Source organism: Pseudobutyrivibrio sp. YE44 (assembly GCF_900104335.1).
Lineage (GTDB): Bacteria > Bacillota > Clostridia > Lachnospirales > Lachnospiraceae > Pseudobutyrivibrio.
In genome coordinates, this window is record NZ_FMXT01000002.1 from 414,333 (window position 1) to 436,659 (window position 22,327).

The following is a 22,327-nucleotide window of genomic DNA, read 5'->3' on the forward strand; positions in this document are numbered from 1 at the left end:
TTTATTTATTAAATATGTAAATATATATTCAAACATTTTTATAATTATTTAAGATTCTTTTAGGTTTTAAAAAAATAAGCATCTAATTACAACAAAAAGCCCCTAGTCACGGCTACAAGCCTTAGTATTTCCAAGTTCAGCTATAGGAAGCTTCACTTTGGAAATCTAAGAGCTTGATGCCTACTAGGGGCCCCTATTTTTTCTAAAAACTATAGATTACGTTATTTATTAAATTACGCCTACGAATCCACAAACAAGTACGATGACGCCGAGGATGATGCGGTACCATCCGAAGACCTTGAAGTCGTGCTTTTTGATGTAATCCATAAGGAACTTGATTACAAACATTGATACGCCGAAGGCAACTACCATTCCAATAAGAAGGATTGCTGCTTCCATAGCTGTGAAGGAAAGTCCAAACTTCACAAGCTTAAGAAGGCTGGCACCAAGCATAACTGGAATTGCAAGGTAGAAGGTGTACTCTGCTGCAACTGTACGAGCAACACCGATAATAAGTGCGCCAACGATTGTTGCTCCTGAACGAGATGTACCTGGGAAGATTGCAGCAATAAGCTGGAACATACCAATCAAAAATGCTGTTGTGTAAGTGATGTCTGCAACAGCTGTGATCTTTGCATTCTTTCCTGAGTGCTGTGTCTCAACAATGATGAAAGCCACACCAAAAACGATAAGTGCAAGTGCTACACAAACTGGGTTGTAGAATAATTCTTCAAATAAATCATCCCAAAGAACACCAACGATAGCAGCAGGAACACAAGATACTAAAATGTGGAACCAAAGAACAAAAATATCCTTTTTAATCCAAGCACCAATTCCAGTGTCAGATAATGGAGCTGCGTTGTTCTTTTTGCCAAAAGGCCAAATCTTATTCCAGAAGATGATAACTACTGCAAGAATAGCACCAAGCTGAATAACTACCTGGAACATGCTGTAAAATTCCTCTGAAACATCCAGCTTAACAAACTGGTCTAAAAGAATCATGTGTCCGGTACTACTAATAGGAAGCCACTCGGTGATACCTTCCACGATACCAAACAAAATCGATTTTAAAATCTCTATCATTTTCATATCCTCCAAATAAAAACACTGCCGGAAAATTCCGACAGTGTCTATAATACTATATTGTGTTTCCTTCAACAACCTTTTGCTGCCAGCCATTTGCTTGGAGCCTTTCTCCTCGCTCTCGTTCGGCTTCCTCTTGAAGCTTGGTCTGCATGATAGCGTTATTTAGTTGAAGCATCTTGGTATCCATCATGGATACGATTTCAGAACATTCTCGTAAGTCACGGCTAATATAGTCTGGAGCATTTCCTTCGAACTTGTAATAAATCTTGTGCTCAAGGCTGGCCCAGAAGTCCATGCCGATGGTACGAATTTGAATCTCTACCTTTGTGTCTACAGTTTTGTCTGAAAGGTAGATTGGAATTGTAACCAACATGTGATAGCTCTTGTAGCCTGATGCCTTTGGATTCTTGATGTAATCCTTTATAGAAACAACTGTAACATCAGTCTGACGTCCAATCATCTCAGCAATCTGATAAATATCGGATGTAAAAGAGCATACGATTCGCACACCTGCGATATCGTTACAATGCTCAATCATACTAGGAATCGAAACCTCGTATCCGTTCTTCTTAAGCTTTTTGACGATACTCTCAGGAGTCTTTACTCTAGTTTTAATATACTCGATAGGATTATACTGATGTACCTGCTGAAATTCGTCATTAAGAATTTCTACCTTGGTACGAACTTTTTTTATAGCTGACTCGTAAAGCAGCATGACAGTGTTCCAGGAATTAACTCCATCATCTGGAAACATACTCATGTCCAAAGCTGTTCACCTCCCCAAATCTTTCTAAGTCTATAATAACACATATTTGAGGAAATAATTATTAAGTCTTTATTAAAATTTATTCAGCTGTAATATCTGTGCCGAAATACTTAACTGATATTTCTGCAAGTGTGCCATCTTCCTTAAGCTCTTTAATAGCCTGATTTATAGCCTCTCTAAGGGAATCATTGTCGGAGCCTTTTGCAAGTGGAATTGCATAATTAGTAGTTTCTTTATCAGTAGCAGCAACCTTTAAATCCTTAGTTCCTGTTGTGTTAATGTAGTCAGCAACTGAAGTATTTGCGTTTACAGTTGCATCAACAGTTCCGTTGAGAACCAAAGTCATTGTCTCACCTAAGGTGTCTACATTTGAAACTGTAGCCCCATACTTGATGCCCATAGCTTCATAGGTTGAGCCTGCAGAATTTGCTGTTGTCTTTCCATTAAGATCCTCAAAGCTTTTGATGGAATTATTAGAAGCAAGTGTTACAACAACTGCGTGATCGTAGGCATATGGATCTGTGAAATCATAAGTCTTTGAACGCTCTTCAGTAACATCCACACCATTTGCCATCATATCGAAGGAGCCTGTAGAAACACCTGTAAGACCTCCGTCAAAAGCTACCTCTTTAAACTCTGGCTCCACACCAAGCTTTTCTGCAATGGCGGCAGCAACCTCTACATCAAATCCAACTAACTCATCACTGTCAGCGTCATGATAAGTGAATGGTGCCCATACACCTTCAGTAGCGATTGTAATTTTTCCTGCCTCTTTAATTCTGGCAAGATGATCTGCATCCCAAGAAGCATCTGTAGCTTCATTTGCATTATCACCTGAAGCTGTAGTGTCAGCACTGCCAGCTGAGCCACAACCAACTAATGCTGCAGCTGAAATTGTCATAACTGATAACATTGCAATAATCTTCTTTTTCATACCCATTTCCTTTCTTAAAAAACGATTATTTATTCCACGGTAGTAAGTCGTAAAAAATCTCTAGTTAATTCATTCTTTGGGTTTTCGAAAAACTCTATAGGTGAACCCTCTTCCACAATAACTCCATCTGCCATGAAGACTATGTTAGAAGAAACCTCTCTGGCAAAACTCATCTCATGGGTCACCACAATCATGGTCATTCCCTCATCGGCCAAAGCTCTCATAACATCAAGAACCTCCGCTGTAAGCTGAGGATCCAAGGCCGAGGTTGGTTCATCAAAATATAAAATGCTAGGGTCTGTAGCCAGGGCTCTTGCTATAGCAACTCGCTGTTGCTGTCCCCCAGAAAGCTGACTTGGATACTTGTTTATATGCTCTAGCATGCCAACCTTTTTCAGGGTGTCGTGCGCCTTTTCTTCTGCATCCTTTACAGGGATGTTTCTGGCTGAGGTCAACCCAAGAGTAACATTTTTCAGTACAGTTTTATTGGCAAAAAGATTATAGTTTTGAAAAACAAAGCCTGTGTTCTTTCTTATATTAGCTATATCTTTTTTGGATGCCTTTGGAAGATGATAGCTTCTGCCATCAAAATTCAAATATCCCTCATCTGCTGTCTCTAAAAAATTGATACAGCGCAAAAGGGTGGTCTTTCCTGAACCAGAAGGTCCAAGGACAGAAACCACGTTTCCTTTATTTACTTTTAAATCTATTCCTTTAAGGACCTGCACATCACCAAAGGTCTTGTGCAAATTAGTCACTTCCAATAATGCCATCTAGCTAGCTCCTTTATCTGGACAAAACCATTATTTACGCACACCGTAGCTGCCAAGGATTGTCTCCCCCTTCTTTTGAAGGTATGTCAGCACCGTACAGAACAACAGGTAAACCACGGCAACTTCAATATATAATGGAAGATAATTGTAAGATTGTCCTGCAATTTGTTTTGTTCTAGTGAACATTTCCACCACTGTAATGCTAGATGCCAGCGAGGTGTCCTTCACCATGCTGATAAGAGCATTGAACAAAGATGGAAAAGCGGTACGGAAAGCCTGTGGCAAAATTACATGCCAGACAATCTGCATATAGCTCATTCCAACACAGTAACCGGCCTCAAGCTGACCTGCTGGTACAGCCTCCATAGCTGCACGCATGGTCTCTGCACTATAGGCACCTTCATTTACAGTAAATACAATCACTGCCATTAGAAATGGATTAACACTGACCCCAAACAAAGGCAGTCCATAAAAGGCAACCATCAACTGAACCAGCAAGGGCGTGCCTCGAATTATCCAAATATAAAATCGACATATCTGCCTTAAAACTGGCACCTTTGCGTATTGAATCATGGCGACAACCACCGCCAAAATTGTCGATAAAATAAAGGCTATTGCTGCCAGCGGCAGGGTTACCTTAAGTCCATATTCAAGTATTTTTGGAAAAGAACTCACTAGTAGTTCCATAGTATTTTCGTTTATCATAGTTGTAATAGTAGCACACAATTACATTTTACGCAATTTATTTTTTAACAATTTCCCCCATATGTTATCAATCTTTTTTCATATTTCTTTTCTATAATTACTTTATGTTTCCATGGAAAAGTATGGGGTGAACTATGTCTGTAAATAGAAAGCCATTAAAGAAAAGTGTATCAATAGGTTGCTCTATTTTCATAGCCTTACTATGTCTAGTTTTGAGCGTTGTCACCTTTATCAGTCACACTAAATCCCTCTATCGCTCTTACGAGGAACGCATGACTGACATACTTAACTATGTCAATTATAACATCGACACTGATGATTTAGCTCAATGTTGTGAAACATTTGAGCCTTCTGATAAATATTGGGAGCTCCAGAAATTTATGGATAGAATCATGGAAAACATGGATATCCATTATCTCTATATTATTATCCCTTTAGATCCGACAACTTCGTCAAGCATCTACAACGTACTTTCTGCAGATACCACCTATGGACGTCAATATGACCCTGATGGCTACTATCTTGGCTTTTTAATTGATGACATGTACACCAGCGAAGAGGTTGCCAAGTACTATAACGCAATGCTTCAGAATGATATTTCCTTCTTTGAAATTAAAAGTGGCTGGGGCGACGACTATTCTGGCTGCCTGCCTCTTAAGGATTCCTCTGGAAAAACCTATGCCCTGCTTTGTGTAGATATTGAATTCAGTGAAATTCATAAAACCATAAACAGCTACACCTTCGGAAATATTATTCTAATACTTTTCCTTGGATTAGTTTTTGCTGTACTCTTCCTACTTTGGGTAAACTCAAACATCACTCATCCTATTATTCAATTAGAGGAAAGTGTTGGAAGCTTTGCAGCCCTGGCTCATGAAAATAGAGACCCAGAAATGCTAAACTACTATCCACCTGAAATCCATACTCATAACGAGGTGGAGGAACTGTCTAGAGCTATCAATCAAATGTCTACAGACATAAAGACTTACGCCCAGAATATCTTAGAGGCAGAAAATCAGGTTCAGGATATGAAGTCGCAGGTAACCCGAATGGATATGCTTGCATATCAGGACTCTCTGACTCATGTTAAAAATAAAACTTGGTACGATACCATCAAAGCTCGTGTTGATGAAGATATTAGAGATGGAATTGCTGAATTTGCCATCATCATGGCTGATTTCAACAACCTGAAATTTATAAATGATACCTATGGACATGAATGCGGAAATAGCTACATCGTCGGTGGTGCAAAAAAGATTTGCGACATCTGTCCTTTCTCTGCAGTATTCAGAATCGGTGGCGATGAGTTTGTTATTCTACTGGAGACAAAGGCTTACGAAATTAAGGAACTACTTTTCCATAGACTAATAGACGAATTCGACATCATTGAAAAGGATGAATCAAGAGAACCTTGGGAGCGCTACTCAGTTGCCTTCGGCATGGCTGTTTTCAGCGAAGGGGACACCTGCATGGATGATGTTTTCAAGCGTGCTGACAAGATGATGTACGATAATAAAACAAAAATGAAGGAACTCAAAAAATAAATGTACTTAGGAAAAGAGATTAGCATATGTCACGACAGGCCATTAAACGAATAATCCAAATAATTGTATTCGTTTTAGCTGCACTACTATTGTTGCAGTCTCTTTACTTTGTGGCCGTTAAGGTTGAAAAGGGAAATAATCATGAAAAGGTAACCAAATTAATAAACGAAGACTTGAAATTCAGCTGGGACACCATGGATTCCGAACTGGCGCTAATTAACGATTATATCCAAAACAAACATCTTACCAACGCTGATTTAGGACGTTTATACGAGCGTGCTGCTCTTATCTATATGCAAAAAGGGGAGACCATGTCCTACTACAGATATTTAGGTTATGCCCTTTATTACTTGGAAAAAAGTGATGAAAAGGATTATACCATCAATGTGTATTTAGACTTGGCCAATTTCTTCCTTAACAACTATGCCTATGAAAACGCCTATGCCATGATGGATAAAGCACAAGCCATCAGACCTTTTGATGAAATACAATCACTTCAAATTAAAAGCTATGCCTATAGAATGCTTGGAATTATGGAACTACAAAAGCTGAATTATAATGAGGCTGAAACATATTTCCTTGATTCACAAAGAATACTAGAGAACAGCAATACTGGCATTTTTGAAGAAAGCTATCTTGCCATGTCTGATGTGTGGCTAGCAAGAGTCTATGAAGAAACAGGACGACTTCCAAAGTGCAAAGAAATCCTTGATAAGTGGGACGGTAATGACATGTTTACCACTGATGTTTACAGAAAAATCTTCCTTAGAGATTTTATAATCCCATATTATCAAGCCAAATGTTATTACCTATGCGCCGAAAATATTAAAGAAAGAAGCAATCCAACTACAATGGATTCTGATGCAAGAGAACAGGCTGTATTAAATTATTTAAATGAATTCATGACCTTATGCTCAGAGAATGATTACGAAAAAGCTGAGCTTTATACGTTACTAAAAATCCAAAGGGAATATCCTACTAAAAATGAAGCTATTAGAGAAAAGCTTTATACCATTCTTGATGAGCTTTATCGAAGTATGTTTAATCAGCAGAATCTGACCTACGCTGGTGTCATAGATGATATGGTTCAAGATTCTATGAACGAGATGCGCAACAACGAATATATAGAAAAGCAGAGAATCAAAAGAACCGAGCTAACTCTTGTTGTGGGTGGTCTACTTGGCCTGTTAATCCTAACCTTTATCATTCTTCTTATGAACAGTCGCTTCGATGGACTGACAAAATTGCTCACCAGAAAGGTCTTCAATCATGACATTACATGTATAAAACGAAGCAACATTCCTTATGGAATTATTATGATTGACATAGACGATTTTAAGCATGTGAATGATACCTATGGTCATCCAGAAGGTGATATAGTTCTATGGAGATTAGGTCAGCTTATCTCAAAGGAAACTACCGCAGATATTAAAGGCTATCGCTACGGCGGTGAAGAGTTTATTATCATGGTTACAAAGAGTGCTCTTCCTTATGTGCCAAAGATTGCAGAGCGATTAAGAGATTATATGGAACAGCAGGGGTGGGAATTTGCTCCGGATTTGGTCATCACACTAAGTGTTGGAACAGCCACTGGCCAAGGCGGTGACGAGGTTGTTAAACAGGCCGACGAAAACCTTTACCACTCAAAACAGAATGGAAAGAACCAAGTAACAAACAGTTAAAACACAAAAAGCTATCTAGCAGTTTTTCTACTAGATAGCTTTATTTTTAATTCCACATATGTAAACCCGATTAGGCAATACTAAGTGCCTGTGAATCAGAAATTTTCATTGTGCTAACTTTGCTTACAGGTTGAATACTAACAACCCTCATAGTGTTTCTAGCGATGAACTCAGTGTGAATTCCATGTCTGAGTAAATCCTCTGCTCTCCTGTAAAGATCCTCTGGTCCTGTGCAAGCGATAATTGTACCAATAGCCATTTTTTCTCCTCCCCGGCCTATTATATTTTGTCACGTCCGCCATAACTCCCTGCGAACGTCTTTATATTAGCCTCTATCGGAGGATTTGTCTATCTTTTAGCTGTGAACAATTTGTGAATTCTGCGAAAACGTTTTCAAAATGATTATTTGTCTAAAAATTAATCAAACTCGCTCACCAGTTTCCAAACTTCAATCATTCACACTCAATTATTCGAGTTACTTCATCCATGTAGTTTCCACAATATTTTTCATATACTCCAAGCATTGCATCTCTAAATCTCTGTTTTTCTTCTGGCGATAATGAGATAACCTGTGTGCCATTTTTTACTGCCGTCAACTTCGCCTCGTTCTCTCTTTGATTCCAAAGAGTCCTTTCATAAGTGGCCGACTCAATTGCACAAGCCTTAATAATATCCCTATCATTCTGGTCCAACCTATTCCAAACAACCTTAGAACATATTTGCATTTCAGGTATTCTCATATGTTCATCTACTGTGAAATACTTGGCCAGCTTATAATGACTTTTTGCTTCATAGGATGGCCAATTGTTTTCTGCCCCATCCACGGTTCCCTTTTCTAGGGCTGAATATACATTTGAGTAATCTATCTCAACAGGATTTGCTCCCAGAGCTGAAACCATGTCTGACATCATTGCAGACTTTTGAACTCTTATATTCATCCCCTGACAATCTTCTACAGTTTTAATAGCCTTCTCTGTGCTGTAAAAGCTTCTGGCACCTGCATCATACCAGGACAAACCAATCAAATCATATTTCTGTACCTTGCTTAAATACTCATCTCCTATTTTTCCATCCAGCACTCTCCACATATGATTTGAGTCGTTGTAAAGATATGGAAGATTAAGAACGCTCAGTTCAGGAACCTTTTCAGCGAGCTGTGTGTTAGAAACTCTTGCAAAAGCTATTCCACCATATTTCAGCTGTTCAATAACTTCCTCTTCGCTGCCTAGTTGAGAATCACATTTTACAAGGATTTTTATTCTTCCATCAGTTCGCTCATAAACCAAATCAGCAAACTTTTGATCACCTAAAGTTGTAGGGTAATCCTCGGTCTGATTGTCCGCATAATAAAAAACATATTCAGGTGCATTCTCCTCAACCTTGGCCTGGCTAAAAAATATTATTTTTACTGTACAAGCAAGCACCGCTATAGCCGCGATTCCAGTTAATATACATCTTTTTTTCATTATCTAAGAACCCCATTCCTATATTCGCTAGGTGTCATTCCAGTAAGGCGTTTAAATACCCTGGTAAAATAATTAGCGTCACGATAGCCAACATCAAAGCATACATCCTTTATATTTATTGCTGGCTTTTCGAGTAACTGCTTGGCCTTATCAATCCTAAGCTCATTGAGAAAGACTATAAAGCTCTTCCCCAAATGCTGCTTAAATATCTTACAAAAATACACATCAGAATATCCAATCACTCCTGCCACATCCTGAAGAGATATATCCTCCTTGTAATGTTCATTAATATACTCCATGGCATCCTTTAGAATCAGCCTGGCATTGTAGCTTAGCTCTTGTTCCTCGGAATATAGCCCTAATGAATCCTCGCAAATATCCATGCTCTTGTCTTGTTCTTGCTGACATTGGTCTGCAATGCTAAAGGCTTCCTCAAAAGCACTGACCAGCTCCTCGTCGGTACCTGGCTTTAAAAGATAATCCAGAGCCTTAACCGATATGGCTTTCTTGGCGTAATTAAACTCATCAAAGGCAGTTAAGAAAATAATACTACAATTGGAATCGAAGCTTCTGATTTCCTCCGCTGCCTCCAACCCATTTTTCCCAGGCATGGCTATATCAAGCAGGGCGATTTGACAGTTCTGTTTTTCAAACATCTCCACTGCTTCCACTCCATTTTCAGCCCAGAATAAATCTACCTGACCTGGAAAATAGCTTCTGAGTTTCTTTGATATAACCTGACGTTCAATAGGTTCGTCATCTGCAATTAACACCTTATACATTAATCATTCTCCTTAGAGTAATAGGTCTCGCTATCCATAAAGGGAAGTGTAATTGAAATAGATGTTCCCCCACCTTTACTGCTATCCACTTCCATGTCCGCATCTTTATACATAGCTTTTATTCTTCGATAAATGTTCCCAGTTCCTATTCCTATTGATTTACTCTGCTCTTTAAAACTCTCCCTAAGTGTTTTAAGTCTCTCGGCATCCATTCCTTCACCAGTATCAGTGACCACCAAAACAAGCTTATCTTCTTTATGAGAAACTGTAAGATAAATTTTTCCGCCCTCCAGCTTTGGAGAGATTCCATGTATAATACAGTTCTCCAATAATGGCTGGAGAATAAAGGTAGGCACAACCACCTTATCTGGATCCACATCACAATTGACAATATATTTTACTCTCATGCCAAAGCGCATCTTCTGAAGATACATATAGTTTTCAGCAACCTTTAGCTCCTGGGAAAGTAAAACTTCCTTGTCCTGATTTTTCAGATTATATCTGAATAAAGCACTTAGAGCTTTTATCATCTCTTCAGTGATATCCGCGCCCTCAAGATTTGCCATACCACCTATTACATTTAAGGTATTAAAAAGAAAATGAGGATTTATTTGGCTCTTTAACAACTGAAGATTCATGGCATCCAGCTGCTTTTCAACCTCCAGGTTCTCCAGCTCCTTTACATGAAGCTTATCCAGAGCATCCCTTTTCTTTTCCAAGGCATCTATATATTCTCCAGTGGCATATTTCATTTTGTTGAAGGCATGAACAAGTTCTCCTACCTCATCCTGGTTATTAACATGAACATCCTCGATATAAAAATCATTTGCAGCGATTTTACGAGAAGCATTTGCCAATTTTAAAACAGGTTCGGTAAAATCCTTGTCCATTCGTCTTGATAACTCGATTATGACTATAAATAACAAAATGTTTATAGTTATAGCCATAAGTGGAACCGCAAAAACCTTTGGTATCAATTCTTTATATTTAGCATTTCCATCCTTTAAGGTTTGCTCAATATATTTCTCTGAATAGCCCACAAGATAGTCCTGCATATTGTAAACATCATAGGTCTTTGCAACGTATTCCTTCTTGCTCAAATGACCTTCCAACAACTCTGTTCTATATTCACAATATACCTCGTAGCAGCTTTTAAGAGCATACAATTGTGCGTATTGATTTTCACCTAATTCTTCATAATCCAAATCTACAGCATCAATAGCTTTCTTAGTCTGTTCAATAGCACTGTTGAGACTTGCTTTGTTCTCAGAATTCTTGCTACTTATATATTTTTTCAAGCACTCTCTTTCCGTATCAAGTGCCGACACAACCTGACCACCTTCAGAATTGTTTTCCATGATTTCATTAACATCAATCACGAACAGTCTAATTAAAAAAACATCAAAAATAATAGATACCAGAATTGTCAGAAATACCGTTCCTATAAAAAAGGAAATTTTATTTTTAATGGTTGCTTTTATCCAATAAGATTTTATTCTCTTCATAATTCAATAATAGTAAAGACAGCATATAGTTACCACAATTAGTATAATGCTGTCTTCACCATATTTCTATTATTCTGTTGTCCTTTTTAGTTCTCTATTTTGTTATTTTGCTACTGCATTAGGAAGGAACATACTGATTTCAGGAATAAATGTAATCAACAATAAAACTGAAATCATACATAGATAAAACGGAAGGGTTGCCTTCACAACTTTCTCCATCTTAACCTTACCTACCGCTGAGCCGATGAAGAGAACTCCGCCAACCGGAGGGGTCAATAAACCTATACCACAGTTTAATATGAGCATGATACCAAATTGTACTGGGCTTATACCGATTGACTGAGCAATTGGGAGAAGGATTGGTGTAGCAATCAAAATGATTGGTGCCATATCCATAATGCATCCAAGCAACAGTAGAATAAGGTTAATTAGGAGCGCTATAAAAATAGGATTATTTGTAAGGCCAATAATGGCACTTGCGGCTAAATCCGGAACATGTAAAGTTGTAAGACAGTAGCCAAATACGCTTGAAGTTGCAATGAGAATAAGCACAATTGCAAGAGTATCTATGCACTGTTCAAAAGTCTTCCACACACCTTTCCAATCAAGTCCCTTGTAAACAAACACACTGACAAGGAGACTATAAACAACTGCAAAAGCTGCAGATTCTGTTGCAGTGAAAACTCCACCTACAACACCAACTACCACTATGATGATTGCAGCCAAAGCCCAGAAAGAAATGCTAAGCTGCTTTAGGAAGCCTTTAAGGGAGAATTTTTCTCCCTTTGGATAATTTCGTCTTTTTGAAATAATAAAGGCTCCAATCATAAGAGATATTGCAAGAAGCGCACCTGGAATATAGCCTGCCAGGAATAGACTTCCTACTGATACCCCTCCTGCACACATGGCATATATAACCATGTTGTGGCTTGGCGGAACCAGAAGTCCCTCACATGATGATGTTATAGTTACTGCTGTGGAGAAATCATCATCATATCCCTGATCAACCATCATCGGGATGAGGATACTTCCAAGTGAGGCTGTATCTGCTGCTGCAGAGCCCGATATTCCACCAAAGAAATAGGAGGCAACTATGTTTACCATAGACATACCACCTGTCATCCATCCTACACAGGAATTAGCCAAGGCAATCAGTTTTTCTGATATACCTCCGCTCCCCATAAGACATCCCATTGTGATAAAGAATGGTACTGCCATCAAACTGAAGGAACTGATGCCCTTTACCATCTGCTGGCAAACTATTGAAAGGGGTATACCCTGGTATAACAAACATAAAATTGATGATATTCCTACTGCATATGCAATCTGGAATCTAAGCATAATCATTACGAGAAAGCTTATGAGCAGGACTGCAATCGCTGTTGTGTTTACTGCCATTATTTTTCCTCCTTTATGACTATACTTTTTACGTGACCATATAATGCTTCTAACTCAAAAACTATCATAGCAACGCCCGCAACAGGAATTGGAAAATACATCCAAAACCTAGATACAGATGGCATGCTTACATAGCAGCCTTTGCTACCGATACTGGTAGCATAATGCCATCCCACCACCAACATCACTATTCCAAAGCCAAGGACAAAAATATCATTAAGAATGTCCAAGAACTTAATTAACCATTTTGGAAGATAAGAATCAAATGCTGTCATACGTATGTGTGCACTTCGTCTAATAGCAAGTGCTGCAGATAACACTGCCATGTATGACATAAGTGTCAACACCACTTCTTCACTCCAGGATGGATCCGGAATGAATGGCACATATCGACCTACCACGCTATAACAAGTAATCAATATATCTGCAATAAGAAATACCTTGCAAATAAAAAGCATTACTTTATAGGTGACGTCATATAATGGCTTAATTCTATCTACCTGTCTAAAAATGCCTTCCATAAAACCTTCCTTCTTACTTCATATCAACAATCTGCTTGTAAAGCTCTTCCTGACCTTTGATATTGTCGTCAATAACACTCTGAACTGCCTTCTGCCATGGTGTCTTATCTTCAACATCGATAATTGTTACACCATCCTTCTTAAGCTCCTCAAGTGTCTTTGCTTCCTGCTCATCAGCGATTGTCTGATTGTATTCCTGTGCAGCCTTACCAGCTTCAATAAGAATGTTCTGCTGCTCTTCTGTAAGCTTGTTCCAAGTGTCATCTGAAATAATCATTTCTGTTGCACCGATTGTATGACCGTCAAGAATCATATAAGGTGCCACCTCTGGGAACGCATTTGATTTGTAGTTTGTAATAGGCTGCTCTGCGCCATCAACAACACCTGTCTGAAGTGCTGAATAAAGCTCACCAAAACTTACAACTGTAGGATTTGCACCAAGGCTTTCTGCAAGTCCATTCATAACAGGGTCATTCGAAACACGAAGCTTCATACCCTTGAAGGAATCGATACCTGTGATTTCTTCCTTAGTGAAGAAATGACGGAAGCCCTCCTCACCATAGAAAAGACCTCTAATACCATTTCCGTTCTCATATGGCTCCATTAAGAAATCATCTGCCAATTTTGAGGTTGCAAACTTCCAATAATGCTCACGGCTTACAAAAGTATATGGCAAAGAAAGAAGCTTAGACTTTTCGCCGCCATATGGTGTAAGAATGAAGGCAGAGATTCTTGAAATATCTACTGTGCCACCGCCGCCAAGCATTCCGTCTACTACATCATTTTCAGAACCTAAAACGCCACCAGCCTGAAGGTCAATCTTTATAGTTCCATTAGATCTGGTTTCTACTTCCTCTTTAAACTTTGAGTCCACCATACCTACAACAGTATCAAGTGGATTTACCTCAGCCATAACAAGTGTAATTGTCTCACCTGATGTAGGTGTCTTTGCATCATCAATTGATGCTGTTCCTGTTGTGCTTGATGTGTCTGGTGCAGTAACACCACAAGCTGTCATACTGAACACCATTGTTGCTGCCACTAATGTAGCCAGTAATTTTCTTCTCATTTGTTTTTCCTCCCATAAAAAAATGACATTACCATTTAGATAATGTCATTATAGGGTATAACTTTATGGTCCAAAATCGGACATTTTTAGCATTAGTAGCACTATTTTCTTTATGTGTATTAGCTTTAGTACTATCTTAATATAACTGGTTAAAATTGTACTATTCTATCTCTTTACTCGAGCTCCAGCGCCACCCATGATTGCTTCAACCTCAGAACAGGTTGCCATAGTTGTATCACCTGGTGTGGTCATTGCAAGAGCACCATGAGCAGTTCCATACTCAACTGCCTTTGCAGCATCTCCTGTGGTCATAAGACCATAAACAAGACCCGATGCGAAGGAATCACCACCGCCAACACGATCAAGAATTTCAAGGCCCTTGTAATCCTTTGCCTTGTGAATCTGACCATCTGCCCAGCAAAGAGCTGACCAGTCATTAACTGTTGCTGTCTTAACTGTACGAAGAGTTGTGGCAACCACCTTGAAGTTTGGATAAACCTTTGCTGCCTCATCAATCATCTTCTTGTAGCCATCAAGATTAAGTTCCTTAAGATTTGCGTCATTTCCTTCAATCTCAAAACCAAGACAGGCTGTGAAATCTTCCTCGTTTCCAATCATTACATCAACGTACTTGGCGATTTCCTTGTTAACCTCCTGAGCCTTTGCCTGTCCACCAATAGCAGACCACATAGAAGCTCTGTAGTTTAAGTCATAAGAAACAACTGTGCCATACTTCTTTGCTGTCTTGATTGCTTCAACAACTGTCTCTGCAGACTGCTCAGAAAGTGCTGCATAAATTCCACCTGTGTGGAACCATCTAACACCAAGCTCACCAAAGATATAGTCAAAATCGAAATCCTTTGCTGTCGCCTGAGAAATGGCTGTATTTGCTCTATCAGAACATGAAAGGGCACCACGGATACCAAATCCTCTCTCAACAAAGTTGAGACCGTTTCTACATTCACGACCAATACCATCTGTCTTCTTCCAGTTAATAAGCTTTGTGTCTACGCCACCCTGAAGAATGAAATCCTCCACCAAGTGACCAACCTCGTTATCTGCAAAAGATGTGATAACCGCTGTGTCCATGCCAAAGCATCTGCGAAGTCCACGGATTACATTGTATTCTCCGCCGCCTTCCCATACCTTAAACTCTCTAGCTGTGCGGATGCGTCCCTCACCTGGGTCGAAGCGTAACATAACTTCGCCTAAGCTGACTGCATCGTATCTACAATCTTTTTTGTCTCTAAGTTTTAAGTCCATTCTAATACTCCTTAATCCGCAAGGAATAGTCACTAGCTAAATATCTCCACGAGACACGCTTGCGCTCCTGTCGCACTGGTTGCCCTACATAAGATGCTCCTTCGGACCATCTAAGTAGGGACCGTGCTTTAAGGTCTCTTAGGAGATACTTACCTAGCTCCTATTCCAAGCTCATCTAATAATTATATTGTACTAAAATTAGATAAAATCTAACTACTTCAAAAACCGAAGTACGCTACGGCGTTACGGCCGCATATGTTACGAACGAGGGTACGTAAATACGAATCGTCGTCAGGGTATTCGCCGGCCTCCACCCATGAGCCGATTTTGTTGCAAAGGATGCGACGATAAAGCTCGTGGCGTGGGAAAGATAAGAAACTACGTGAGTCGGTGAGCATTCCCACTGATGTAGAGATAAGCCCAGTATCAGACATAGTTTCGATTTGTCTTTCCATTCCATTCTTGTGGTCACAGAACCACCATGCTGCTCCAAGCTGTACCTTGCCCTTGATGCCTGACTCGTTACTGCAGAAGCTTCCTGCCATAACATTAAGCATCTCTGTATCCTTTGGATTCAAGCAATAAAGAATTGTCTTTGGTAATTCATCAAACAAATCCATTGCTGACAACAATGCTGAAAGCTGTGGAGCGTAGTTGAAGTCGTGTGTAGCATCGAAGCCTGTATCCACTCCAAGGATTCTGAAGAAGCGTTCAGAATTATTTCTGATTGCTCCGATGTGAAGCTGCATAACAATATCATGCTTTGCATAAATACGACCAAGCTGAGTAAGCATATAGCCGCGGAACTTTCCTTCCTGTTCCTCTGTAAGCTTTACGCCAGACATTCTTGTTTTTAAAATCTGGTCAACCTCAGACTTTGTAGTTGGAACAAAGAAAAGACTTTCCAAGCTGTGATCAGAAACGCGACAGCCTTGCTCAATAAAATATTCAAGACGAAGCTCTAACGCCTTTAGCAGAGACTCTGTGTCATCGATTCTAAACTCTACCACCATGCTTAAGTCGTTGATATAATTCACGAAACCATCTTTATCAATACCAATTGCCTTCTCTGGTCTGAAGGAAGGAAGCACCTTGATTTCAAAGCCATCCTCACGGATTTTCTGATGCCATTCCAAGGTGTCAATTGGGTCGTCTGTTGTGCAAAGGACAGATACCTTTTGCATTCTAAGGAGGTTTCTCACTGAATACTCTTTTGTGTGAAGCTTTTCGTTACAGGCGTCCCAAATTTCTTTTGCGGTATCAGGATTTAGTGGTGTGGTTATGCCAAAGTAACGCTGAAGCTCAAGGTGTGTCCAGTGATATAGGGGATTACCGATAAGATTCTGTACCGTATCTGCCCATGCCATAAATTTATCAAAAGGAGCTCCATCTCCTGTGATAAGTGATTCTGAGATTCCGTTAGCTCTCATGGCGCGCCACTTGTAGTGATCGCCCCCAAGCCAAACCTCAGCCATATTATCAAAGCATTTATCCTCATAAATTTCTCTAGGATTCAAATGATTGTGAAAGTCATAAATTGGCTCATCTTTAACAGCTGCAAAAAGCTTCTTTGCAGTGTCGTTTGTTAATAGGAAATCTTCATCCATAAATTTTGTCATACTAAACTGCCTCTAATTCCTTTCTGATGTTTCCTACGCCCTTCATCTCTGCATGAATTGCAAGAACCTTCTTTGCAAGTCCATCGGAATAAAGATCAACGCCGAATACATCCTGACGCTTGAGCACATCCTTAGCTGGAAGCTGCTTTAACTCATCAAGTAATGGATCTGGACTCTGCTCAAACTGTTTACCATTGTCATCTATTCCTTCAAGATATCTTAAATATCCGGCAAGTACAAGAGGAACGATTTTCAAATTCTCTGTGCTAAGAGATGAGTTGCTTCTGTATGCCTTGATTGTCTCACCAAAACGGATTGGAAGCTTCTGTGATGTGTCGCAGGCAATTCGCTGTGGTGTATCTGGCATAAATGGATTTGGAAGACGCTTTGTGAGAACCGCATCAAGGAAGGCGTCTGGCGAAAGCACCTTAGGGTCAACTACAACCTTCATACCCTCTTCCTTACCAAGTCTTGTTACAAGCTTCTTTAAGTCTTCATCCTCCATCTCATCATGGATTGTGTTGTAGCCAAGCAGGCAACCAAAGATTGCAAGGGCTGTGTGAAGAGGATTAAGGCAGGTGCACACCTTCATCTTCTCTGTTTTATCAACTGTCTCTCTATCTGTGAAAATGATTCCACCCTTTTCCAATTCTGGGCGTCCATTTGGGAATAAATCTTCGATGACCAAGTACTCTGTCTCCTCCGCATTTACGAAGTTGGCAACGTAGGTATTTTTGCTGGTAACGATAGGCTCTGCACCTTCCACACCATCAGCAATAAGCATCTCTTTTACTGTATCATCTGGTCTTGGTGTAATCTTGTCAATCATAGAAAGTGGGAAAGCAACCACTGATGGGTTAGTTACGTAATTTACGAAATCATTCTCACACTTTCCAGCGTGGAACCAATCCTTTGCAATATCAACAACAGCTTCCTTAAGCTTGTCTCCATTGTGTGAGCAGTTGTCCATGCTTACAATTGAAATAGGATATGCACCAGCATTAAATCTCTCAAAAATAAGGCCAACGACCTTGTCCATATAGGCACGTGTCTTGTAACCCTTTTCGGTAATTGTAAAGCTTACCATCTGAAGAGATGGGTTGCGGAAGATTTCCCGAAGTCTGACCATTTCCTTTTCATTGTCCTCATCTAAAATGCAAGATTCAGCAATTGAACCAACAACCTTTTTCTCAACTGTTCCATCAGCCTTTAGCGTTGCAAGAATACTAAGGTCATCACATGGTCTGTTGTACTTCTCAATGATTTCATAGTCATACCCCTCTGCAACAATAAGGCCTCTATCCATAATTCCCTGATTCAAAAGATTCTCTACTACGTTTGCCTGAAAGGCTCTGAAAATATTACCTGCACCAAAGTGAACCCATACAGGTTTTTCCTTTGTGGCAGCTACCATCTTTTCTCTATCGTATTCTGGGAGCTTGTAACCCTTTTCCTCCCATAGGTTTCTGTCTTTAATTCCTTCGTTAGATAACTTCATTCTCTTTTCTCCTTTATTTTGACACCTCATCAGTCAGCTCCGCCGCCACCTTCTACTATAGGAGAAGGCTATTTGCTTTTCTCGATCGCTTCCCAAAGTCCATTTATGTAGGTTGCCCCAAGAGCTCTATCGTAAAGACCATATCCTGGCATTGCCTTTTCTCCCCAAATCATACGACCGTGATCTGGTCTGATTGGTCCAGTGAATCCAATGTCATAAAGTGCTTTAACAATCTCGTACATATCAAAGCTTCCATCACTTGAAAGATGTGCAGCTTCTTCAAAATCTGTTGGTGAATTGAACTTAAGATTTCTAACATGTGCAAAGTGAAGTCTTCCCTTAAGGCTTCTAATCATTGCTGGCAAATCGTTATCTAAGTTTGTACCATATGAACCTGAACAGAAGGTGACGCCATTGTGAGGGTTGTCTACCATCTTCATCATTCTCTGGATGTTTTCCTGATTGATGATGATTCTTGGAAGTCCAAATACTGGCCAAGCAGGATCATCTGGATGAATAGCCATGTTAATGTCATACTTGTCACAAACTGGCATGATTCTTTCAAGGAAATATTTAAGATTTTCAAAAAGATCTTCGTCTGTAATATCCTTATACTCTTCAAAAAGTTCCTTTACATGAGCAAGTCTGTCTGGCTCCCAGCCTGGCATTACAGTTCCGTTTGTATCGCCTGCAATTGAGTTGAACATATCCTCTGGTACAAGTGCATCAACGGCCTCCTGTGTATAAGCAAGAACTGTTGAACCATCAGGACGCTTTCTAGCAAGCTCTGTTCTTGTCCAGTCAAATACTGGCATAAAGTTGTAGCATACAAGATGAATATCTTCCTCACCAAGATTCTTTAAAGTCTCGATGTAATTATCAATTAGCTGGTCACAGCTTGGCTTTCCAAGCTTGATATCTTCATGTACATTTACACTTTCAATACCTGCCACCTTAAGGCCTGCTGCCTCAACCTCATCCTTCATAGCCTTGATACGCTCTCGACTCCAAACCTCACCTGGCTTTGTATCATAAAGTGTTGTAATTACCCCGGTCACCCCAGGTATCTGTCTAATCTGCTCTAGTGTAACGGTATCGAAATCTTTTCCATACCATCTCAGTGTCATTTCCATTATGCTCTAATCCTCCTAGTTACTCTCTCGCTAGTTACGGCTACAAGCCTGTTACTTTCTACGTTCAGCTTAGAAAGCTTCACTTAAGAAAGAACAGAGCTTGTTGCCTACTAGCTATTTCTACTTATCTTGATTAGCCCCTAACTTGTTTTACGACTAGTACTTAACTTGTTATACGACTAGCCCCTAACCTGTTTTACAATAGTGGCTGCTTCTTCTGTAAGTTGCTCGATGGCAGTAAAGTCGCCTGACGCTATAAGGTCTCCCTTCACCATCCAAGTTCCGCCACAAGCAACAATCTTGTTGTACTTAAGGTAATCCTTCACGTTGTCTTTGTTGATACCACCTGTTGGCATAAACTTAAGCTTTGTGTATGGTGCTGCCACAGCCTTAATCATTGGAAGTCCACCTGCTGGCTCAGCTGGGAAGAACTTCACAAAATCAAGTCCAAGCTCCATAGCCTGTTCCATCTCACCTGGTGTCTGAACACCTGGAGTCACAGGGTATCCCTTTTCCAAGCAGTACTTAACCACATGTGGGTTAAAGCCTGGTGCAACAATAAACTTTGCTCCGGCTGCCATTGCCTTGTCTGCCTGCTCACAGGTAAGCACTGTGCCTGCCCCAACAAGCATATCTGGAAAATCCTCTGAAAGGATTCTGATAACCTCTTCAGCGGCATCTGTTCTAAAAGTAACCTCTGCTGCAGGAAGACCACCATCCATAAGAGCCTGTCCCAAAGCATGAGCATCCTTTGCATCCTCTAAAACCACAACCGGAATAATTCCAATTTTTTCAAATTTCTCTTTCAAATCTTCGTACATTGTATCTTCTCCTTCTCTCAAGCTTCCTATTTTGGAGGAAGCAGTAATTTATAGATTCTTGTTTTTCATCAGAAAAACAAGAATTGTACTGGACCAACTTTTACATGAAATGGAAAAGTTGTCTGGCAAGGCCAGATTCTTGCTAGCAATTCCTTGTTTTGCCAGCAGAATTTCATTTTTTTTGGTTACTTTAATCTAGAAGTTGGTTGTAAACCTGTCATTTTTTTACTCTATGTGTTGAGTTATTTTTTACATTCTCATAATACTTTGTTCATTGGTGGTTTCCCATTGTCACAGTTGTCACTCATATTGCAAATCTTGCGGTTATGTGTTAAATTTCAAAATATATTGAGAATGAATAAAGTTTGCCAACAGGTTGAAGCTCTTCAATTATCGCGGGTGAACGAGATTATGGGATTTTATAGACTTGCCATTGATAAAAATCTGCTGTTTTTTGTACTTTTTTATCAATGCCCCAACGCAGTTACTGGATTTGGGATGTATGCCGCGATAAAATCTTCCAATTTTTGTCCATTTTTTATCAATGGCCCAATGAAGTTATAAGGCTTCTGAGACTTGCCGCGATAAACAAGAACTTCTTATATCAGAAAACAAGAATAATAACTAGGATTTACATAATTAATAAGATCTTAATACTCATTACAAATGCTAATCTGAAACTGAGCCTCAGATTGACAATCATATACCCCTATTGTTTTCTTAAGAATAAAAGGATAAAGAACATGAAAAAGAATTTAAAAACCGAATTTTCCACAAGACAATACATGTTATCTCAAGATTTTGAGATCTATTACTATAGCGACAGAGTGCTACCTACAGTTACTGCCCACACCCATGATTATTTCGAGTTTTACTTTTTTATAGAGGGCAATATCATCATGTATATAGATGGCAAGCAGTTTGTGCCAACCCCTGGCACTCTTATTATCATCCCGCCAAATCTACCTCACTATGCCAGACTGATTGATGGAGATGTTCCTTACAGACGTTTTGTTTTCTGGGTCACAGAAGAATTCCTTAACACCCTTGGCGGATTATCAGAAGATTACCTTTATCTCACCAATAAGACAAAAACCACTGGCAATTTTTCAATTAATAAATTTAACGAGATTGAATTCAACACCATCCAAGGAAAGGTGTTTTCTTTGATTGACGAAATTCACTCCAAGAGATTTGGTAGAGATGCAAAGATTATGCTTTGTGTCAGTGATTTTATTCTTGCTATAAACAGAATGGTTTATGAGGCTCAGAATCCAAATGTGGCGGAAGCAGATTCTGACACCCTATATCAAAGTATCATTCAATACATAGAGACACATATTGATGAGGAGTTGTCTCTGGATTTATTAGCTGAGAAATTTCATGTTAGCAAATTCCATATTTCACATGTATTTACAGATACTAACGGTCTGCCTATTCATAAATATATAACAAAAAAGCGCCTCGACATGTGTCGAGACGCCATTCTAAGCGGTCAAGATATTTCCCTTGTATCAGAAACCTACGGGTTCTCTGACTACTCAGTTTTTTACCGTGCCTTCGTAAAGGAATACGGCAAGAGCCCTAAGAAGTATAGAGATGAGATAATTAGGAAGTAACCTTTATTGATAATCATGCTGTTTTTTATCAATTTTACCCCATACATCGTTTGCAGACTCTACTGTAGATCCTCCATATACAGTCAGATAGTCACCTTCATCCACCATTCTGTAATATGTAGTTCCAAATAAAGGATCATCTT

Annotated in this window: 20 protein-coding genes; 3 read left to right on the forward strand and 17 right to left on the reverse strand. The window is 39.5% G+C overall.

From position 1 onward, the window contains the following. Window positions 1-228: 228 nt before the first annotated feature. The 5 genes from BLR54_RS06020 to BLR54_RS06040 form a co-directional block, all read right to left on the reverse strand. The gene (locus BLR54_RS06020; protein WP_207645275.1) at window positions 229-1,083 is read right to left on the reverse strand and encodes an undecaprenyl-diphosphate phosphatase; all 855 of its coding nucleotides are present in this window, start codon (window positions 1,081-1,083) and stop codon (window positions 229-231) included. Between the two features lie 55 nt (window positions 1,084-1,138). Further along, window positions 1,139-1,846, reverse strand: a complete 708-nt coding sequence (locus tag BLR54_RS06025) for a GTP pyrophosphokinase (RefSeq protein ID WP_242871209.1) — start codon at window positions 1,844-1,846, stop codon at window positions 1,139-1,141. A gap of 85 nt (window positions 1,847-1,931) precedes the next feature. Continuing rightward, window positions 1,932-2,786: a transporter substrate-binding domain-containing protein gene (locus tag BLR54_RS06030; RefSeq protein WP_090418151.1), complete on the reverse strand. Its 855-nt coding sequence runs from the start codon at window positions 2,784-2,786 to the stop codon at window positions 1,932-1,934. 29 nt (window positions 2,787-2,815) lie between these two features. After that, window positions 2,816-3,559: an amino acid ABC transporter ATP-binding protein gene (locus BLR54_RS06035; RefSeq protein WP_090418154.1), complete on the reverse strand. Its 744-nt coding sequence runs from the start codon at window positions 3,557-3,559 to the stop codon at window positions 2,816-2,818. A 30-nt stretch (window positions 3,560-3,589) separates the two neighbouring features. After that, complete coding sequence (locus tag BLR54_RS06040) at window positions 3,590-4,246, reverse strand: amino acid ABC transporter permease (RefSeq protein WP_090418509.1); 657 nt, start codon at window positions 4,244-4,246, stop codon at window positions 3,590-3,592. Between the two features lie 290 nt (window positions 4,247-4,536). Here BLR54_RS06040 and BLR54_RS06045 point away from each other — a divergent pair, with 290 nt between their 5' ends. Both BLR54_RS06045 and BLR54_RS06050 read left to right on the forward strand, forming a co-directional pair. After that, on the forward strand, window positions 4,537-5,808 hold the full coding sequence (locus BLR54_RS06045; protein WP_176761867.1) for a GGDEF domain-containing protein: 1,272 nt from the start codon (window positions 4,537-4,539) through the stop codon (window positions 5,806-5,808). A 26-nt stretch (window positions 5,809-5,834) separates the two neighbouring features. Continuing rightward, window positions 5,835-7,490, forward strand: a complete 1,656-nt coding sequence (locus BLR54_RS06050) for a GGDEF domain-containing protein (RefSeq protein WP_090418160.1) — start codon at window positions 5,835-5,837, stop codon at window positions 7,488-7,490. Window positions 7,491-7,560: 70 nt separating this feature from the next. Here BLR54_RS06050 and BLR54_RS06055 read toward each other — a convergent pair whose 3' ends face one another. From BLR54_RS06055 to BLR54_RS06110, 12 genes are all read right to left on the reverse strand, one after another. Beyond that, window positions 7,561-7,749 (reverse strand): hypothetical protein, encoded by a 189-nt coding sequence (locus BLR54_RS06055; RefSeq protein WP_090418163.1) that lies wholly within the window; start codon window positions 7,747-7,749, stop codon window positions 7,561-7,563. A 193-nt stretch (window positions 7,750-7,942) separates the two neighbouring features. Continuing rightward, entirely contained in the window at window positions 7,943-8,956 is a 1,014-nt protein-coding gene (locus BLR54_RS06060; protein ID WP_090418167.1) for a TRAP transporter substrate-binding protein, read from the reverse strand. Further along, window positions 8,956-9,738: a response regulator transcription factor gene (locus BLR54_RS06065; RefSeq protein WP_090418170.1), complete on the reverse strand. Its 783-nt coding sequence runs from the start codon at window positions 9,736-9,738 to the stop codon at window positions 8,956-8,958. The genes BLR54_RS06060 and BLR54_RS06065 overlap by 1 nt, the downstream gene beginning before the upstream one ends. After that, window positions 9,738-11,096 carry a sensor histidine kinase gene (locus tag BLR54_RS06070; protein ID WP_176761868.1) on the reverse strand — a complete coding sequence of 453 codons (1,359 nt, stop codon included), beginning with the start codon at window positions 11,094-11,096 and terminating at the stop codon, window positions 9,738-9,740. The genes BLR54_RS06065 and BLR54_RS06070 overlap by 1 nt, the downstream gene beginning before the upstream one ends. A 249-nt stretch (window positions 11,097-11,345) precedes the next feature. Further along, the gene (locus tag BLR54_RS06075) at window positions 11,346-12,641 is read right to left on the reverse strand and encodes a TRAP transporter large permease (RefSeq protein WP_090418180.1); all 1,296 of its coding nucleotides are present in this window, start codon (window positions 12,639-12,641) and stop codon (window positions 11,346-11,348) included. Next, window positions 12,641-13,162 (reverse strand): TRAP transporter small permease, encoded by a 522-nt coding sequence (locus tag BLR54_RS06080; RefSeq protein WP_090418183.1) that lies wholly within the window; start codon window positions 13,160-13,162, stop codon window positions 12,641-12,643. Before BLR54_RS06080 ends, BLR54_RS06075 begins: the two co-directional genes overlap by 1 nt. A 13-nt stretch (window positions 13,163-13,175) precedes the next feature. Continuing rightward, the gene (locus BLR54_RS06085; RefSeq protein ID WP_090418186.1) at window positions 13,176-14,231 is read right to left on the reverse strand and encodes a TRAP transporter substrate-binding protein; all 1,056 of its coding nucleotides are present in this window, start codon (window positions 14,229-14,231) and stop codon (window positions 13,176-13,178) included. Window positions 14,232-14,396: 165 nt separating this feature from the next. Further along, the gene (locus BLR54_RS06090; RefSeq protein ID WP_090418189.1) at window positions 14,397-15,494 is read right to left on the reverse strand and encodes a sugar kinase; all 1,098 of its coding nucleotides are present in this window, start codon (window positions 15,492-15,494) and stop codon (window positions 14,397-14,399) included. A 218-nt stretch (window positions 15,495-15,712) separates the two neighbouring features. Continuing rightward, window positions 15,713-17,113, reverse strand: a complete 1,401-nt coding sequence (gene uxaC / locus BLR54_RS06095; RefSeq protein ID WP_090418192.1) for a glucuronate isomerase — start codon at window positions 17,111-17,113, stop codon at window positions 15,713-15,715. Between the two features lies 1 nt (window position 17,114). After that, window positions 17,115-18,611: a mannitol dehydrogenase family protein gene (locus BLR54_RS06100; RefSeq protein ID WP_090418195.1), complete on the reverse strand. Its 1,497-nt coding sequence runs from the start codon at window positions 18,609-18,611 to the stop codon at window positions 17,115-17,117. A gap of 68 nt (window positions 18,612-18,679) precedes the next feature. Next, on the reverse strand, window positions 18,680-19,744 hold the full coding sequence (gene uxuA, locus BLR54_RS06105) for a mannonate dehydratase (RefSeq protein ID WP_090418198.1): 1,065 nt from the start codon (window positions 19,742-19,744) through the stop codon (window positions 18,680-18,682). A 179-nt stretch (window positions 19,745-19,923) separates the two neighbouring features. Next, window positions 19,924-20,565 (reverse strand): bifunctional 4-hydroxy-2-oxoglutarate aldolase/2-dehydro-3-deoxy-phosphogluconate aldolase, encoded by a 642-nt coding sequence (locus BLR54_RS06110; protein ID WP_090418201.1) that lies wholly within the window; start codon window positions 20,563-20,565, stop codon window positions 19,924-19,926. A 743-nt stretch (window positions 20,566-21,308) separates the two neighbouring features. Between BLR54_RS06110 and BLR54_RS06115 the strand changes: the two genes are divergently transcribed. Then, window positions 21,309-22,184, forward strand: a complete 876-nt coding sequence (locus BLR54_RS06115; protein WP_090418204.1) for a helix-turn-helix transcriptional regulator — start codon at window positions 21,309-21,311, stop codon at window positions 22,182-22,184. Window positions 22,185-22,327 lie beyond the last annotated feature (143 nt).

What these genes read in the sequence shown, in the direction of transcription:
- BLR54_RS06020 (WP_207645275.1), bottom strand. Translation starts at nt 1,083, where the DNA reads ATGATAGAGATTTTAAAATCGATTTTGTTTGGTATCGTGGAAGGTATC.
- BLR54_RS06025 (WP_242871209.1), bottom strand. Translation starts at nt 1,846, where the DNA reads ATGAGTATGTTTCCAGATGATGGAGTTAATTCCTGGAACACTGTCATG.
- BLR54_RS06030 (WP_090418151.1), bottom strand. Translation starts at nt 2,786, where the DNA reads ATGAAAAAGAAGATTATTGCAATGTTATCAGTTATGACAATTTCAGCT.
- BLR54_RS06035 (WP_090418154.1), bottom strand. Translation starts at nt 3,559, where the DNA reads ATGGCATTATTGGAAGTGACTAATTTGCACAAGACCTTTGGTGATGTG.
- BLR54_RS06040 (WP_090418509.1), bottom strand. Translation starts at nt 4,246, where the DNA reads ATGGAACTACTAGTGAGTTCTTTTCCAAAAATACTTGAATATGGACTT.
- BLR54_RS06045 (WP_176761867.1), top strand. Translation starts at nt 4,537, where the DNA reads ATGACTGACATACTTAACTATGTCAATTATAACATCGACACTGATGAT.
- BLR54_RS06050 (WP_090418160.1), top strand. Translation starts at nt 5,835, where the DNA reads ATGTCACGACAGGCCATTAAACGAATAATCCAAATAATTGTATTCGTT.
- BLR54_RS06055 (WP_090418163.1), bottom strand. Translation starts at nt 7,749, where the DNA reads ATGGCTATTGGTACAATTATCGCTTGCACAGGACCAGAGGATCTTTAC.
- BLR54_RS06060 (WP_090418167.1), bottom strand. Translation starts at nt 8,956, where the DNA reads ATGAAAAAAAGATGTATATTAACTGGAATCGCGGCTATAGCGGTGCTT.
- BLR54_RS06065 (WP_090418170.1), bottom strand. Translation starts at nt 9,738, where the DNA reads ATGTATAAGGTGTTAATTGCAGATGACGAACCTATTGAACGTCAGGTT.
- BLR54_RS06070 (WP_176761868.1), bottom strand. Translation starts at nt 11,096, where the DNA reads ATGGAAAACAATTCTGAAGGTGGTCAGGTTGTGTCGGCACTTGATACG.
- BLR54_RS06075 (WP_090418180.1), bottom strand. Translation starts at nt 12,641, where the DNA reads ATGGCAGTAAACACAACAGCGATTGCAGTCCTGCTCATAAGCTTTCTC.
- BLR54_RS06080 (WP_090418183.1), bottom strand. Translation starts at nt 13,162, where the DNA reads ATGGAAGGCATTTTTAGACAGGTAGATAGAATTAAGCCATTATATGAC.
- BLR54_RS06085 (WP_090418186.1), bottom strand. Translation starts at nt 14,231, where the DNA reads ATGAGAAGAAAATTACTGGCTACATTAGTGGCAGCAACAATGGTGTTC.
- BLR54_RS06090 (WP_090418189.1), bottom strand. Translation starts at nt 15,494, where the DNA reads ATGGACTTAAAACTTAGAGACAAAAAAGATTGTAGATACGATGCAGTC.
- uxaC (WP_090418192.1), bottom strand. Translation starts at nt 17,113, where the DNA reads ATGACAAAATTTATGGATGAAGATTTCCTATTAACAAACGACACTGCA.
- BLR54_RS06100 (WP_090418195.1), bottom strand. Translation starts at nt 18,611, where the DNA reads ATGAAGTTATCTAACGAAGGAATTAAAGACAGAAACCTATGGGAGGAA.
- uxuA (WP_090418198.1), bottom strand. Translation starts at nt 19,744, where the DNA reads ATGGAAATGACACTGAGATGGTATGGAAAAGATTTCGATACCGTTACA.
- BLR54_RS06110 (WP_090418201.1), bottom strand. Translation starts at nt 20,565, where the DNA reads ATGTACGAAGATTTGAAAGAGAAATTTGAAAAAATTGGAATTATTCCG.
- BLR54_RS06115 (WP_090418204.1), top strand. Translation starts at nt 21,309, where the DNA reads ATGAAAAAGAATTTAAAAACCGAATTTTCCACAAGACAATACATGTTA.